This is a genomic window from Acetobacter oeni, assembly GCF_011516825.1.
Lineage (GTDB): Bacteria > Pseudomonadota > Alphaproteobacteria > Acetobacterales > Acetobacteraceae > Acetobacter > Acetobacter oeni.
Genome location: NZ_WOTA01000003.1, coordinates 1 through 13880 on the forward strand (window position 1 = coordinate 1; position 13880 = coordinate 13880).

General features: G+C 59.2%; 14 protein-coding genes. 9 read left to right on the forward strand and 5 right to left on the reverse strand.

The window, feature by feature from the left end; all coding sequences use genetic code 11:
- The first annotated feature begins 412 nt into the window (after positions 1–412).
- Entirely contained in the window at positions 413–1690 is a 1278-nt protein-coding gene (locus GOB90_RS02450; RefSeq protein WP_146885067.1) for an MFS transporter, read from the forward strand.
- A 107-nt stretch (positions 1691–1797) separates the two neighbouring features.
- On the opposite strand, the gene GOB90_RS02455 is transcribed toward GOB90_RS02450, so the two are convergent.
- Positions 1798–2406, reverse strand: a complete 609-nt coding sequence (locus GOB90_RS02455; RefSeq protein ID WP_146885065.1) for a superoxide dismutase — start codon at positions 2404–2406, stop codon at positions 1798–1800.
- 136 nt (positions 2407–2542) lie between these two features.
- Between GOB90_RS02455 and GOB90_RS02460 the strand changes: the two genes are divergently transcribed.
- Positions 2543–3388, forward strand: a complete 846-nt coding sequence (locus GOB90_RS02460) for a squalene/phytoene synthase family protein (protein WP_338077404.1) — start codon at positions 2543–2545, stop codon at positions 3386–3388.
- Between the two features lie 67 nt (positions 3389–3455).
- Here the strand turns inward: GOB90_RS02460 and GOB90_RS02465 are convergent, their stop codons facing one another.
- Positions 3456–3914 carry an Lrp/AsnC family transcriptional regulator gene (locus tag GOB90_RS02465; RefSeq protein WP_146885061.1) on the reverse strand — a complete coding sequence of 153 codons (459 nt, stop codon included), beginning with the start codon at positions 3912–3914 and terminating at the stop codon, positions 3456–3458.
- Between the two features lie 111 nt (positions 3915–4025).
- Between GOB90_RS02465 and GOB90_RS02470 the strand changes: the two genes are divergently transcribed.
- Positions 4026–5513 carry an aminotransferase class V-fold PLP-dependent enzyme gene (locus GOB90_RS02470; protein WP_408740437.1) on the forward strand — a complete coding sequence of 496 codons (1488 nt, stop codon included), beginning with the start codon at positions 4026–4028 and terminating at the stop codon, positions 5511–5513.
- A 49-nt stretch (positions 5514–5562) separates the two neighbouring features.
- Here the strand turns inward: GOB90_RS02470 and GOB90_RS02475 are convergent, their stop codons facing one another.
- Positions 5563–6453, reverse strand: coding sequence for an NAD(P)-dependent oxidoreductase (locus tag GOB90_RS02475; protein ID WP_146885057.1), 891 nt, complete (start codon positions 6451–6453; stop codon positions 5563–5565).
- 206 nt (positions 6454–6659) lie between these two features.
- Between GOB90_RS02475 and GOB90_RS02480 the strand changes: the two genes are divergently transcribed.
- Entirely contained in the window at positions 6660–7358 is a 699-nt protein-coding gene (locus GOB90_RS02480; protein WP_146885054.1) for a protein-methionine-sulfoxide reductase heme-binding subunit MsrQ, read from the forward strand.
- A 14-nt stretch (positions 7359–7372) separates the two neighbouring features.
- Here the strand turns inward: GOB90_RS02480 and GOB90_RS02485 are convergent, their stop codons facing one another.
- Positions 7373–8044, reverse strand: coding sequence for a uracil-DNA glycosylase family protein (locus GOB90_RS02485; protein WP_146885052.1), 672 nt, complete (start codon positions 8042–8044; stop codon positions 7373–7375).
- 97 nt (positions 8045–8141) lie between these two features.
- Positions 8142–8750, reverse strand: coding sequence for a LabA-like NYN domain-containing protein (locus GOB90_RS02490; protein WP_146885050.1), 609 nt, complete (start codon positions 8748–8750; stop codon positions 8142–8144).
- A gap of 97 nt (positions 8751–8847) precedes the next feature.
- Here GOB90_RS02490 and folK point away from each other — a divergent pair, with 97 nt between their 5' ends.
- The 5 genes from folK to lepB all read left to right on the forward strand — a co-directional run bounded on the left by folK (position 8848) and on the right by lepB (position 13825).
- A complete protein-coding gene (folK, locus tag GOB90_RS02495; protein WP_261765899.1) occupies positions 8848–9387 on the forward strand; it encodes a 2-amino-4-hydroxy-6-hydroxymethyldihydropteridine diphosphokinase in 540 nt (179 codons plus the stop codon).
- Between the two features lie 94 nt (positions 9388–9481).
- Positions 9482–9865, forward strand: coding sequence for a DNA-directed RNA polymerase subunit omega (gene rpoZ / locus GOB90_RS02500; RefSeq protein WP_146885046.1), 384 nt, complete (start codon positions 9482–9484; stop codon positions 9863–9865).
- Positions 9866–10030: 165 nt separating this feature from the next.
- Positions 10031–12277: a RelA/SpoT family protein gene (locus GOB90_RS02505; RefSeq protein WP_146885118.1), complete on the forward strand. Its 2247-nt coding sequence runs from the start codon at positions 10031–10033 to the stop codon at positions 12275–12277.
- A 52-nt stretch (positions 12278–12329) separates the two neighbouring features.
- Positions 12330–12734: a holo-ACP synthase gene (gene acpS, locus GOB90_RS02510; protein WP_146885044.1), complete on the forward strand. Its 405-nt coding sequence runs from the start codon at positions 12330–12332 to the stop codon at positions 12732–12734.
- Between the two features lie 284 nt (positions 12735–13018).
- Positions 13019–13825 carry a signal peptidase I gene (lepB, locus tag GOB90_RS02515; protein WP_146885042.1) on the forward strand — a complete coding sequence of 269 codons (807 nt, stop codon included), beginning with the start codon at positions 13019–13021 and terminating at the stop codon, positions 13823–13825.
- The last annotated feature ends 55 nt before the right edge of the window (positions 13826–13880 follow it).

Below are 13880 nucleotides of genomic sequence, written 5' to 3' on the forward strand. Positions count from 1 at the left end.
TGATACTGCGCTCGGGTGATTTCAGTCCAGGCCATCTTGATCTCATCAGGTTATCGCAAACCCATGAATCATAACCCGCTGAAATCACTCAACTCATTTTCGGTCAGACACTGAGTGAACCTGCGGTGATTCCGGACGTTTGTTTTATCAGTGCGCAGAACGACGTACTGCGGCCTGAGATGAGGAAAAGCTGATTTCCTGTCAGGTGTTTTGTTTTGTCCGCGCCTGATCTGTTCAGGGTGTGTGCGTTGCCGGCCATCGTCCCGGGCTGTGACATGTTTATCGGGCGATGATGCAATGGAGCGACAATGTCTGACATAATCCGGATATTTCTGGCCGGAAACCGGCAAGGCGGTCGAAAAGGTGTCAGTGTGATTCACGCGGGTCGGTTTCCGGGAGTGGTGCGGCGTATATGACGGTGACGACAACGCGGAGCCATACGGCGGATGCGAGAGAGGAGCCGGCCTGTAGTTCTGATGCAGAGGGAAGTGGGCGACGCAATACTGTTGCCCTGGACGGTCTCAGTTTTCTGCTGGCTGATGTGCAGGATAATCTCGGAGCGTTTCTGACGGCCTTGCTGGCGGCGTATGGCTGGCCGGCATCCGATATCGGGACGACGATTGCGGCGGGTGGCGTCGGAGCCGTGATGGCGCGTGTGATCGGTGGCTGGGCGCTCGACAAAGTGTCATCGCGGCGGGCCTTGCTGGCGGCCTGTTGTCTGATGACGGCCGTGCCGATTGCCGTTGCGGCAGTTTTTCCGGGCTTCTGGCAGATTACCTGTGTGCATTTTCTTGCCGGTGGCGCCGGAGCGCTGTTTTCACCGCTGCTTGCGGCCATCAGTCGGGAAACGGCTGGCGATGACGGTTACATGGCGCGCATGGGACGCAATGAGGCCTTCAATCATTCCGGCAATGCTGTGGTTGCCTGTGTCATGAGCGTTGTGGGTGGCACTGTCGGACCGGTGGCCCCTTTATGGGCGATTACCGGACTGGCCGCGATCAGTCTGCTGTTCGTGGGGCTGATGACGCGTCGGGCTGATGCGCCGGAAGTGAAGCCTGCCGTGCCGGACGGGCGTAAGGGCGGGAGAGGCGGGCATCCGCTGACGGACCGGCGTCTGCTGATTTTTCTGGCCTGCTACCTGATGTTCAATGTGGCGAATGGAGCGACGGTTCCGTTGCTGATCGAACGTCAGGCTGTGTTTCATTTTGGGAGCCCGTCTTCCATGACGGCGCTTTGCATTATCGTTGCGCAGGCGACCATGGTGCCTGTGGCCTGTATTGTGGGGCGGGCGGCCAGGCATTGGCCACGGCGCCTGCCGGTGCTTCTGGCTCTGGCTTTGCAGCCGGTGCGTGATCTTCTGATTATGTGGAGTGCTCACTGGCCGGCGATGTGTGCCGCGGAGGTTCTGGACGGGCTTTCGTCGGGTGTGATTCTGGTGCTGTTTTATGCCGTGCTGTCTGATCTGTCGTCAGGTGGCGGGCAGCGTAATCTGCTGATCGGGACGGGTCTGGCGGTCGGGACGATCGGGGCGCTTTTGTCAAATTTCGGCAGCGGACTGATTGCGACCCGGTTCGGGTTCAACGGGGCATTTCTGGCGCTGGCCGGGAGTGGTGTTCTGGCTTTTATGCTGTTTCTGTTTGCCATGCCTGAAACGCATGTGGTTCCGGAGCGCATGGCGCGGCCCTCCTGAACACCGAAGGAGCGTTTACCGGAACTCCCGATGTCTGTAATCCTGGTGGTGCGCATTAAAAAGGCCGGCCTCCCTCCGGGAGACCGGCCTTCTCTGGCTGAGATGCCTCAGGCAGCTTTCAGCTGAGCTTCGGCGAACTCGTAGTTGGCGAGCTTGTCGAGGTAGTTGCTGATGTAATCAGGACGACGGTTGCGGAAGTCGAGATAGTAGGAGTGCTCCCACACGTCGAGGCCGAGCAGCACCTTGCCCTGGCCTTCAGCCAGCGGGTTGGAGCCATTGGCTGTTTTGGTGACGGCGAGTTTACCGGACGGCGCGAGCACGAGCCAGGCCCAGCCGGAGCCGAACTGCGTGGTTGCGGCTTTTTTGAACTCTTCCTTGAATTTCTCGACGCTGCCGAGATCTTCCTTGATTTTCGTTTCAAGCGATGTCGGGATCGCGCCACCGGTCGGGGACAGGTTGTTCCAGAACAGGATATGGTTCCAGTGCTGGCCCGCGTTATTGAAGACGGGGGCCTGTGCCGGGTCGCCTTTGACGGCGAGGATAATTTCGTCGAGCGATTTACCCTGCAGTTCCGGCTTCGCCTCGACGAAACCGTTCAGGGCCGTCACATAAGCCTGATGATGCTTATCGTGATGAAGCTCCAGGGTCTCCTGGCACATGTTTTTGTTGGCAAGTGCATTGTAGGAGAAGGGGAGGGCAGGCAGTTCGAAAGCCATGACGTGCTCCTTTGCTGGCGGTCACGATGAGAGGGCGGATAGACGCCGCCCGCAAGAGCTATGTGCCGCCTCGGCGACCGTCAAGGGAAGAGACGGTGACGCGGAGAGGCGGATGCTTCATGAAAGGGTTAACGTGGTGACTGGCCAGGAGGATGCATTCGCGGTTGCACGGGATGCCTGCGCGGAGATTGCACGTCTGCGTGATCCGGATCGTCATTTATGCGCGATGTTTCTTCCGCCGGCGGTGCGGGCGCATGCCTTTGTGCTGATTGCGTTCAATTACGAGTTATCGCGTGCGACGGCGTTACCGGTTTCATCTGCCGTGACGGGGCCGATGGCGGGGCTGATCCGGCTGCAATGGTGGCGGGATGTGATTGAGGAGCCGGAGCGGGGCATCCAGGCGCGGCACGATGTGGCGATTGCCGTGGCGGCGTTGCTGACGGAAGGGTGGGTTGCGGCGGACGCGTTGCTCCTGATGGCGGATGCGCGGGAGGCGGAGTTATGCCGGGTGGCGGACCGGCAGGCCTGGCGGCGCATGGTGCTGGACAGCTCGGGCGGGATGCAACGTATGATAGCGGGTCTGCTCGGCGAGCATGACGAGGCGGTGCTGGACGTGGTGGCGCAGGCCGGAGCAGCGTTTGCCGTGGGAGCGTTGCGGCGTCATTTGCCGGAGGTGCTGCGGAGCGGGCGGATGCCATTGCCGTCGGAAGCGCTGGTTGAGCTCGGACTGAGAGCGGACGGAGAGGCGGCGGACCTGTTTGAAGTCGGCCGGCTGGAGCAGGTGAGTGCATGGCTGCGTCAGGAAGGGACCGCACTGTTGCCGGTCCGGCGACAGATCCGGTCGAAAGGAGCGCGGCTGGCGATGTTGCCGGGCGTGCTGGCCGCGCGGGACCTGCGACGCGGGGATGTGGCGATGACGGAGACGGGGCGGGGAATTGGCGACAGGCTGGCGGTAGCGGCGGCCGGGCTGACGGGGCGGTAGGGCTTCGGTTTTAAGAAATTACAGTGCGGGACGTGTCTGTTCCGGGTGAACGGGTCTGTGTGCTGTGTCAGACCGGCAATTCCCGATTATCGGCGATGGCTTCCATAACGATATGGGAGGTGACCGTGTCGAGCTCGATTTTTTCGATCAGATTCCGGTAAATTCTGTCGAAATCTTTCATGTCCTGGGCAACGACTTTCAGAAGATAGTCATATTCTCCGGCGATACGATGAAAATCGGTGACATTGGGGATGGCGAGGACAAGTTTGCGGAAACGGGCGAGCCATTCGTGGTCGTGATGGCGGGTGCGGACCATGACGAAGGCGGTGAAATCGAGGCCGAGGGCCGCGGGATTGAAGCGAAGGGTGTGCTGGCCGAGGAGGCCGCTGTCCTTCAGGGCGCTGAGGCGTTTCCAGCAGGCATTTTGTGACAGGCCGACGAGGTCGGCGAGAGCGCGCTGGGAGAGAGAGGCGTCGCGCTGGAGAGTACGGAGGATTGCGCGATCAATATGATCGATATTTTTCATTCTGGCGATCATATGACACAAAAATACCAACCGGAAGGAAAAATCAGAGGAAGTTTTTTCGGGCGGGGAGGAAGATGATTCGTCTGCTGGTTATCGGTGGGATGGATGAAGATGGTTTTGGATCATGCGTCTTTTGCGGCGTTCGCTGATTCTTTGCGGGGCGATGACCGGCTGGAACGACTTGCGGCGGGAGTGATTGGCGAAGGAGCGCCGGTTCCGGGGCCGTTCGGGACCAGGGCGCTTGTTTATGCGGATTACGTGGCCTCCGGGCGGGCGGTCCGGCAGGTTGAATCGTTCGTGATGGAGCATGTGCTTCCGTATTACGCGAACACGCATACGGAAGCGTCGTTCTGCGGGCGATATTCGGGGCGGACGCGGGAGGCGGGGCGGCGGATTATCGCCGGTTTGTGCGGCGCGACTGAGGATTATGCGACGATTTTTGCCGGGTCCGGGGCAACGGCGGGGCTGAACCGGCTGGTTGAGTTGCTTGGGGTTGGCGAGGCGGCGAGGGGCGCGGTATCGGGACTTTGTAACCGGCCGGTTGTGCTGATCGGGCCGTATGAGCATCATTCGAATATTCTGCCCTGGCGTGAGAGCGGCGCGGAAGTGATTGAGATTCAGGAAGCGGCTGAAGGCGGGCCGGATCTGGTGGTTCTGGAACGGGCGCTGCTGGAGGCGGGGTCTGACCGGTTGAAGGTCGGGGCGTTTTCGGCGGCGTCCAATGTCAGTGGAATTGTGACGGACCCTGATCCGGTCAGCGCCTTGCTGCGACGGCATGGGGCGGCTGTGGTGTGGGATTATGCCGGAGGTGGCCCGTATCTGCCGATCGACATGCGGGCCGGGACACCGTTTCAGAAAGATGCTGTTGTAGTCTCTCCTCATAAATTTATTGGCGGACCCGGGGCATCGGGTGTGCTGATTGTGCGGAAAGGGGTGGTAGGGATGTCGCGGCCGGTTTTTCCGGGCGGCGGCACGGTCCGGTTTGTCTCGCCCTGGGGGCATGCATACAGCGACGATCTGGTGTCGCGTGAAGAGGCGGGGACGCCGAATGTTGTGGGCGATATTCGGGCCGCGCTGGCGTTTCTGGTGAAAGAGGCGATCGGGCAGGAGGTGATGGACCGGCGGCATGATGAGTTACGGCGTCGGGCGCTGGCGTGCTGGTCGCGAAACCCGAATATCGATGTTCTGGGAAATGCGGGGGCAGACCGTGCTTTGCCGGTCTTTTCTCTGAGGATTCGGGATTCTGTAAAAGGTGGATGGGTTCATCAGCAGCTTTTCACACGGATGTTGTCGGATTGTTATGGGATTCAGGTGCGTGGCGGGTGTGCCTGTGCCGGGCCGTACGCGCATCGTCTGCTGGGGATTGGTGAGACTGAATCTGCCGGATTGCTGGATGCGATTTTGCAGGGTGAGGAAATTCTCAAGCCGGGCTGGGTGCGGCTGAATCTGAGTGTTCTGCTGAGTGACGGGAAGGCCGGGAAGATTATAAATGCGGTGGATGAACTGGCGCGGGCTCCGTATCCGATTGCGTCGCGGTATGTGTGTGATGAGGCGACAGCGCGGTTTCGGGTTGCGGAGCCGGACGTAGTCAGAATTTAATTGTCCTGCCGGGAGGGGGGCTGATTTCACCGGCCCGGCAGAAGGAATATCATGTGTCGTTTGCGACGAGTTTCTCCATAATGCCAATAAGGGCCGAGTAATCCTCATTGGGATATTTCCGGCGCCCGAGAGAGAGCATTTGTGTTGTCGCGGCGATGGTTGGTACGGGCACGGCTTCGCGTGCGGCGGCATCAAGCAGCAGGCGCATGTCTTTCTGCATCAGACGGCCGGGAAATTGCGGGGCGAAGTTGCTGTCTTTTGCGGCTTTAAGTTTGCGTTTGTGGTGTGGAGAGATCACGGCGACCTGGTCGAGGGCATCGAACAGCATGGTGCGATCCAGCCCGGCGGCAAGGCCGTAGGCGATGGTTTCGGCAAGAGTTGTAAGGCCGGCTCCCATAATTCCGTTAATGACAAGCTTCAGTCGTGTCCCGCATCCTGACGGGCCGGCGTGGATCGTGACCTTGCCGATGGCATTGAAGATTGGCTGTGCGTTCTCGATATCATTTGCGGAGCCTCCGACGAGGATGACCAGACTGCCGGCTTCGGCTTCCGGGGTGCTGCCGGAGACGGGTGCGTCCAGAACGGTGATTCCGACTTTTTTTCCGGCGTCAGCAAGTCTGGTGGTGGCTTCCGGGGAGACAGAGGATGTGTTGATGAGGAGGGTGCCGGTTTTGATTCCGGCCAGAGCGCCGTGTTCTCCGTACATGGAGGCTGCCAGCGCCTCGTCGTCAGGAACACAGACGATGACTGTATCAGCTTGTTTTGCAAGGTCTCGCGGCGTACCGGCCATCCGGACGGAAGGGTCCGGGCTTTTGCCTGAAGGCGTATAAGCAGTCACGCTGTACCCGGCTTTCTTCAGATGAGTGCCCATCCGGCTTGCCATGGCGCCGTAGCCGATAAAGCCGATTTTCGAGGCATTTTCAGGCGAAAGCTGAGTCATGTTTATCCTGCCTTGTAATCCTGGTAGTGGTCAGATGACGTCCGGATCGGGCGAAATGCATCCTTGCACGACACTTAAGCCCCGCTACCATCTGTATGGCAACGAGGTGCGGTTCCGTTTTTTCTGTCGTAAGTCTAACGCGTAACACCGTGGTTTCGTTCTGAGAACATCGTGAGTGTTACGGAGGTGGCTGCCGGATTTTTCTCATGGCACGTCGCAGGCAGGGAGAACTCCATGAAGGTCGACAAAGCGGAACGGCACCGGAACCGGGCGTGTTTCTGCCGGATGAGAAGATGAGCCCGCCGGTCCGGCCTCGTCCTGTTCGCCTGGGGTCGTTGCTGACGCGGGAAATCCTGCTTTATTGTTTTCTGCTCATTCCTCTGGTGTCTGAAGTGTGGATGTTCAGGGCCGGTGCTCTTGGTGAACATCCGGTCGCGCAGGCGGAAAGCGATCTCGGCCTCTGGGCTTTTCGTTTCCTGCTGGTGACGCTCGCAATTACGCCGTTACGTCGGTATGGCAATATCAATCTTGTGCGCTGGCGTCGGGTTACCGGATTACTGGCGTTTACTTACGCGCTGTTTCATGTCGGGTTTTTTGTCGTGGTTGACCGGAAACTTGCGGCAGGCGTCATTTTTCATGACATACTCGCGCATTATTTTATTCCATTTGGTGTCATCGCGTTTCTTATTCTGTCGGTCCTTGCCGTGACATCGCAGCGAGCATCAGTCCGCGTGCTGGGGCGGAAATGGCGCGTGTTACACAGGGGCGTATATGTGGCGGCGTTTCTGGTGGCTGTTCATTATCTGCTGTCTTTCGACAGCATCAGGATTGAGCCGATCATTTACGCTGCACTGACGCTCATATTGCTGGCGACACGGCTTGACCGTGATAAGAAACGAAACTGAGTATACTGGTTGAATCAGTTGAGTTCTTCGCTGATGGAGGCAATCAGTTTTCGGAACGACTGGCGGGTCACAATTCCGTTCTCGATATTGTAGCGGGACAGATGGTAACTGTTTGCGATCCGCAAACCATCCGGCATGCTGGTGATTTGTCCGTGATGAAATGCAGATCGCGAAAAGGGCACGCCGCAGGCCGCGATTGTGGCATTATGCGCGAGGACGCCAAGCGCAAGAACCACGCGCAGATTTGGCATAGTCTGCACTTCTGATTTCAGAAACTGGTTACAGGCGATGATTTCTGACGGTTGGGGAATGTCCCCCGGTGAAGTGCAGCGCGTGGCGCCAACGATGCGGTAGCGGGTGGGTTCCGGGAAATCCTCTGTGGCCGGTCCGTGTGGTGTTTCGGCAAGGCCGGCAGCGTGCAGGGAGGTGTATAAAAGCGTTGCGGCGTGATCATCCGCAAAAGGAAGGTTTGCCGATGATCTTGTTGTATCGCGTCCGGGAGCAAGGCTGACGATCAGCAGGGACGCACTGCGCGATCCGACAGACGGGACAGGCCGGTGCCACCCGCCAGCACCGGATTCACGATCTGTCGCCCGGCTGACGACGAGACGTGGACAGAACGAGCAGTCGGGTAGTGGCTCACGGGCGCAGGGTGCTTCCATGATCGGGGTTACGCCCGCTTTCACAATTCGTATCTCCGGCCTGTACTGGTGATGAGTTTCTCTGGCGGGAAAAGGACGCTGCGCGGAATACGTCGGCTGAAGGAAATTGTATCAGGCATGCTCAGCTAAATGATTCGTCTGGTTCACTGAACTGGTCTGCCGGATGGCGGACAGGGGTGGTCGGACGCGGGCGCGGCTCGGCCTGACGCCGGGTAAATTCTTCGGCAATGTCGGCCAGTTCGACGAACTGGTCGGCCTGACGTCGGAGATCGTCACCAATAAGAGGCGGAGAGGAGCGCATCGAAGACACAACGGAGACGCGCACACCCAGCCGCTGGACGGACTCAACGACGCGCCGGAAATCGGAATCGCCTGTAAACAGGATCGCATGATCAATACGAGGTGCTGCCTCCATCATATCCACAGCGATTTCGATATCCATGTTCCCTTTTACCCGCCGGCGACCGTTCTGATCGGTGTATTCCCGCGCGGTCTTGGTAACGAGAAAATACCCGTTATAGGACAGCCAGTCTGTCAGTGGTTTGATCGGCGAATATTCTTCTGTGTCGAGAATGGCGGCATAGTAATACGCACGGAGAAGATGAGACCGTTTTGCGAAAAAATCGAGCATTTTTCGATAGTCAACGTCAAAACTCAGGCCGCGGGACGCCGAATAAAGGCTGGAACCATCAATAAAAAGGCAGGTCCGCTCTGTGTTATGGATGATCATATATGTACTTCTTCCTTGAATGTCGTGAGCTTATCTGCGGACGGGTTAAGTTTTGGTTATTGGGTGGTGGAAATTTTCCGGGGGAAGGATGGACACCGTGAGGAATGACAGGGAAGGTGAGCGGGTGCCTGTTCTGATTGCTGTTGGTGCCAATCTCACCTGTGCTGATCCTGTGTCGGGAGAGGCCGTGCTTCCGGTTGCGACCTGCGAGGCAGCGGTTGCGGCCCTGCGCGCTCTGCCCGGTCTGATCGTGGAGGCGGTCTCTCCGTGGTATGAGAGTGAGGCGATTCCTCCCTCTGGTCAGCCTCCCTACATAAATGGGGTTGTGCTCGGCAAGAGCGAACTCGGGCCGGAGGCCCTGCTCGCGGCGCTGCATGAGATTGAAAACCGTTTCGGGCGGGTCCGCAGCGTGCGGAATGCCGCCCGGACTCTGGATCTTGATCTGATAGATATGGACGGCCTCGTCCGGAGGGAAGGGGGGGTGTTGCTGCCGCATCCCAGAGCGCACGAGCGGGCATTTGTGCTGCTTCCGCTCCGTGATGTGAAAGCGGACTGGGTGCATCCGGTGTCGGGGCAATCGGTTGGAAGCCTTATCGCGGTCATGGAGCCCCAGTCGATCCGTCGATCTGAAGAATGAGGGGGCTTGTTTTGGACTGATGAACTCACCCTTCCCCTGAGGTCGTCCTGATGCTAGAAGAACTTCTTTAACAAAATTTCCGGAGGCATGCCCTATGGCGCGCGTCACAGTCGAAGATTGCGTCGACAAGGTATCCAACCGATTCGAACTGGTTCTGCTTGCAGCCCAACGGGCGCGGAATCTCTCGCGCGGCGAAGAGATGACGATTGATCGCGATAATGACAAGAACCCGGTTGTGGCGCTCCGCGAGATTGCTGACCAGACGGTTTCTCTCGATTCGCTGCGGAATGATCTGGTGCGTTCGCTTGCGCGCGCGCCCGAGCCCGAGCCCGCCGATGAAGAGGTTCTGGATCTGATTCCGACCGAGCAGAACATCTTTGGGCTGCAGGAGAGCTCGGCGGAGGAAGAAGTGACGGATCTTTCTCCTGAAGAGATGAAGGCTGCATTTGAAGCCGAGATGAGCGGTCGTAAGCGCTGATCGTCGGACTGATCTTCCTGGCTGAGGGCCGGAAGATCGATTGTCGTTACTGCTGCCGGGAGCCCTGACAGAATCCGTGATCGCGTCTCTGACCGCCCCGTTGTTCCTGTCTCTCCTGATGTCGGAGTGGTCTTGAGCGCCGGGTCAGAGAACGCGGTTCCGGCGATGCGGGACGCGTTCGGGAATTTGTCCGCGCAGGCCGGTTCGGCTCTGGTCGTGTCTCCCGACAAGCTGATCAGCCGTATTCTTCAGTATAACCCGGATGCTGATGTTGCGCTGATCCGGCGCGCCTTCGATGTTGCCCGCGAAGCGCATGAGGGACAGCTGCGGGATGCGGGTGATCCGTACATCACCCACCCGCTGGCCGTGGCGATGATTCTCGCGGGCTTTCATCTTGATGTTCCGTCAATCGCCACGGCGCTTCTTCACGATACAATTGAAGACACCGGTGTCACGGCTGACACGCTGAGACAGGAATTCGGGCCGACGGTTGCGGAGCTGGTCGACGGCGTTACGAAGCTGACGCGGCTGGAGTTGCAGTCGGACCGGACGAAGCAGGCGGAAAATTTTCGTAAGCTGGTGCTGGCGATGTCACGCGATATTCGCGTGCTTATCGTGAAGCTGGCGGACCGGCTGCACAATATGCGAACGCTGCATTTCGTGCAGCGGGAGGACCGCAGGCGCCGGATCGCGCGTGAAACGATGGATATCTATGCGCCGCTGGCCGGTCGCATCGGTATGGATCGTGTCAAGACCGAGCTCCAGAATCTGGCGTTCGCTCAGCTTGAGCCGGAGGCGGATGCGACGATCCGTGCCCGTCTGAACTATCTGCGCGGGCAGGGGGCGGATGTCATCGATGAGGTGAAGGCCGAACTGCTGCGGCTGTGTCATGAAGCCGGAATCGACCACGCAGAGGTGTCCGGGCGCGAGAAGTCACCTTATTCAATCTGGGAAAAGATGCAGCGCCGGAATGTGGCGTTTGAGCAACTCTCGGACATTATGGCGTTTCGCATTCTCGTCGATACACGGGAAGAGTGTTACGCGGCGCTGGGCACAATTCACGCGGCGTTTCCCATGATTGCCGGTCGCTTCAAGGACTATATCTCCACGCCGAAGGCCAACGGATACCAGAGCCTGCACACCGGGGTGACTCTGCGGCATCCGCGCAATCAGAAGATTGAAGTGCAGATCCGTACGGAGGACATGCACGATATCGCCGAGAACGGTGTGGCGGCGCACTGGGCCTATAAGCAGCTTCCGCAGGTGGGGACGGAGAGCGTGCCCCGGGCGATGAAGCGGCCGCGCTGGGTGCAGGATCTTCTGGAGATCCTGGAAGATTCCTCGGCGCCGGACGAGTTTCTCGAAAACACCAAGCTGGAGCTTTATCAGGATCAGGTGTTCTGCTTCACGCCGAAGGGACAGCTGATTCCGCTGCCCAGCGGGGCGACGCCGGTTGATTTTGCCTATGCGGTCCATAGTCAGGTCGGCGATGCCTGCGTAGGTGCCAAGGTGAACGGGCGTCTGGTTCCGCTGCGTTATGAGTTGCAGAACGGCGATCAGGTCGAGATCATGACCGCCCGGGGTGGCACGCCGTCTCCGTCCTGGGAGCGGTTTGTCGTCACCGGCAAGGCGCGCGCGCGGATCAGGCGTTACGTGGCGGCGCAGCAGCGGCAGGTTTCACTGGATTCCGGCAAGGTGGCTCTTGCCAAGGCCTTTCGTCAGGAAGGTGTGGACGGGTCGGAGAAGGTGCTTGACGGTCTTCTTAAGGATCTGAAGCAGGCTTCCGTGGAAGATCTGTATGTTGCGGTCGCGAGCGGGAATATTGGTCCGCGTGACGTGGTGCATGCGGCTTATCCGGAACTGAGGCGAACACCGCGTGGTCCCCGGATGATTCCGGGTTTTGCGGCGCGTGCGCCGGTGCCGCGGCCAAAGACCGGCGGGGCGGCGGCCACACCGCTTGTCGGGCTGGGCGCGGGGATTGCCGTACATTTTGCGGGGTGCTGTCATCCGTTGCCGGGGGACCGGATTGTTGGGGTCGTCGCTAACGGGAAGGGCGTGACGGTCCATAAGGCTGACTGTCAGACACTGGAAGCGTTCGCGGCGACGCCTGAGCGGTTTCTCGATGTCGACTGGGATTACAGCGTGATCGGAAAAGGCGGCCCGGCGGCGGAACCGTTTGTCGGTCGGGTGACAGTGATTGCGGCCAACGAGCCGACGACACTCGCGGCTGTGACGAACGCGGTGTCACGTCAGGATGGCGCGATCGTGAATTTGAAAATAGTCAATCGACAGCTTGATTTTATGGAGATTCTTGTCGATGTTGAGGTGAGGGATTTGCGGCATTTGTCCGGTGTGATCGGCGGATTGCGATCTGCGGATGGTATTTCACAGGTCGAGCGGTCGCGGTCATGATGTGTCGATTTTTTCGGCGGACCGGGGATGTCCGCTGTCGGGGATATTGCTCATGATCGTGGGGGTTGGCATGGATCTCACGGACATGCGGCGGATTGAGCGGGCGATTGAACGCTTCGGTGAGCGGTTTTTGCACCGTGTGTTTACGGATACCGAGCGGGCACGGGCGGAGAGGCGTAGCGGAGAGGCGCGGATCGGGACTTATGCCAAGCGCTGGGCTGCGAAAGAAGCCTGTGCGAAGGCGCTCGGGACGGGGTTCGCCACCGGAGTTTATCACAGCACGATCGGGGTAGATAATCTGCGTTCCGGACAGCCGACACTGACGTTGACGGGAGGGGCGGCCACCCGGCTGGCTGTTATGACGCCTGCGAACATGGTCGTGCGGATACATCTGACGATGACGGATGATGTGCCGTATGCGCTGGCTCAGGTGATGATCGAGGCGCTGCTTGTCTGACGTGTTGCGGGGTCGGTCCGGGGTGCCGGCAACAGGTGTTGTGTCGCCATGAGGCTGTTTCCCGTCTGAATTCCGGATGTGACGACAGAGAAGATCCGGGAGTTCTTTCCTGTCCGGAGAGAGGCGGTTGCGGCTGATGCTCCTGACCTCCTGGCTTGACAGGGGGGGGAGGGGTCGGCTTGATCCGGCGGCGTTCCGGGCTGGTCGGGGCGGGAGTGTGCCGGCGGTGGAGCGGAATGTTTCCATGACCCCTCTGTCGCAACAGAAGTGAAGAGATGGTCGGAATGGGGCAGGCGGACGATATGGCGTCGACATCGCAGGGCGGGAAGCCGTCGGGCACAGAGAGTATCATTGAGACGATCCGGTCTCTGGTCATTGTGGTGCTGATTGTTGTCGGTGTGCGTACGTTTCTCTGGGAACCGTTCAATATCCCGTCCGGGTCAATGATTCCGACGCTTCAGGTTGGTGATTATCTGTGGGTTTCAAAATACAGTTATGGTTATTCGCGGTATTCATTCCCGTTTTCGCTGAATCTTTTTGAAGGTCGCGTTCCTGACCGTGTGCCGCATCGGGGGGACGTGGCCGTCTTCCGGTTCACCAAAGACACATCGATTGATTACGTAAAGCGGATTATAGGTCTGCCGGGCGATCATGTGCAGGTAAGGGCCGGGCAGCTCTATCTGAATGGAAAGGCTGTTCCGTGTGCGCCGCGAGGTGAGTATGCGGCGGTGGATGAGCACCGGACCCGGATGGATGGCGCGCTGTGCCATGAGACCCTGCCGGGCAGTGCCGGTGCGGCGCCGGTTGAGCATGATGTTCTGCGGCTCACGGATGACGGCATGCAGAACGACACGCCGGATTATGTGGTCCCGCCTGGATATTTCTTTGCCATGGGCGATAACCGCGACGACAGCGCGGACAGTCGTTTCATGGGGGATGGCAGGGAGGATCTGGGATTTGTGCCGATGGAGAATCTCGTCGGGCATGTCGGGATGGTGTTTTTTTCCGTAGATTCGGCTTATCCGGTCTGGCAGTTCTGGGAATGGCCGATGGAAATCCGGTGGGCGCGGCTTTTTACGATGATTCACTGACGAGGAGTGTGCCTGAGGCGGACAATGTCCGCGGCAGGTGAGCCCGTAATGCGTA

Coding starts and splice junctions, on each gene's coding strand:
- GOB90_RS02450 (WP_146885067.1), top strand. CDS start 413: ATGACGGTGACGACAACGCGGAGCCATACGGCGGATGCGAGAGAGGAG.
- GOB90_RS02455 (WP_146885065.1), bottom strand. CDS start 2,406: ATGGCTTTCGAACTGCCTGCCCTCCCCTTCTCCTACAATGCACTTGCC.
- GOB90_RS02465 (WP_146885061.1), bottom strand. CDS start 3,914: ATGAAAAATATCGATCATATTGATCGCGCAATCCTCCGTACTCTCCAG.
- GOB90_RS02470 (WP_408740437.1), top strand. CDS start 4,026: ATGGTTTTGGATCATGCGTCTTTTGCGGCGTTCGCTGATTCTTTGCGG.
- GOB90_RS02475 (WP_146885057.1), bottom strand. CDS start 6,453: ATGACTCAGCTTTCGCCTGAAAATGCCTCGAAAATCGGCTTTATCGGC.
- GOB90_RS02480 (WP_146885054.1), top strand. CDS start 6,660: ATGGCACGTCGCAGGCAGGGAGAACTCCATGAAGGTCGACAAAGCGGA.
- GOB90_RS02490 (WP_146885050.1), bottom strand. CDS start 8,750: ATGATCATCCATAACACAGAGCGGACCTGCCTTTTTATTGATGGTTCC.
- rpoZ (WP_146885046.1), top strand. CDS start 9,482: ATGGCGCGCGTCACAGTCGAAGATTGCGTCGACAAGGTATCCAACCGA.
- GOB90_RS02505 (WP_146885118.1), top strand. CDS start 10,031: ATGCGGGACGCGTTCGGGAATTTGTCCGCGCAGGCCGGTTCGGCTCTG.
- acpS (WP_146885044.1), top strand. CDS start 12,330: ATGATCGTGGGGGTTGGCATGGATCTCACGGACATGCGGCGGATTGAG.
- lepB (WP_146885042.1), top strand. CDS start 13,019: ATGGGGCAGGCGGACGATATGGCGTCGACATCGCAGGGCGGGAAGCCG.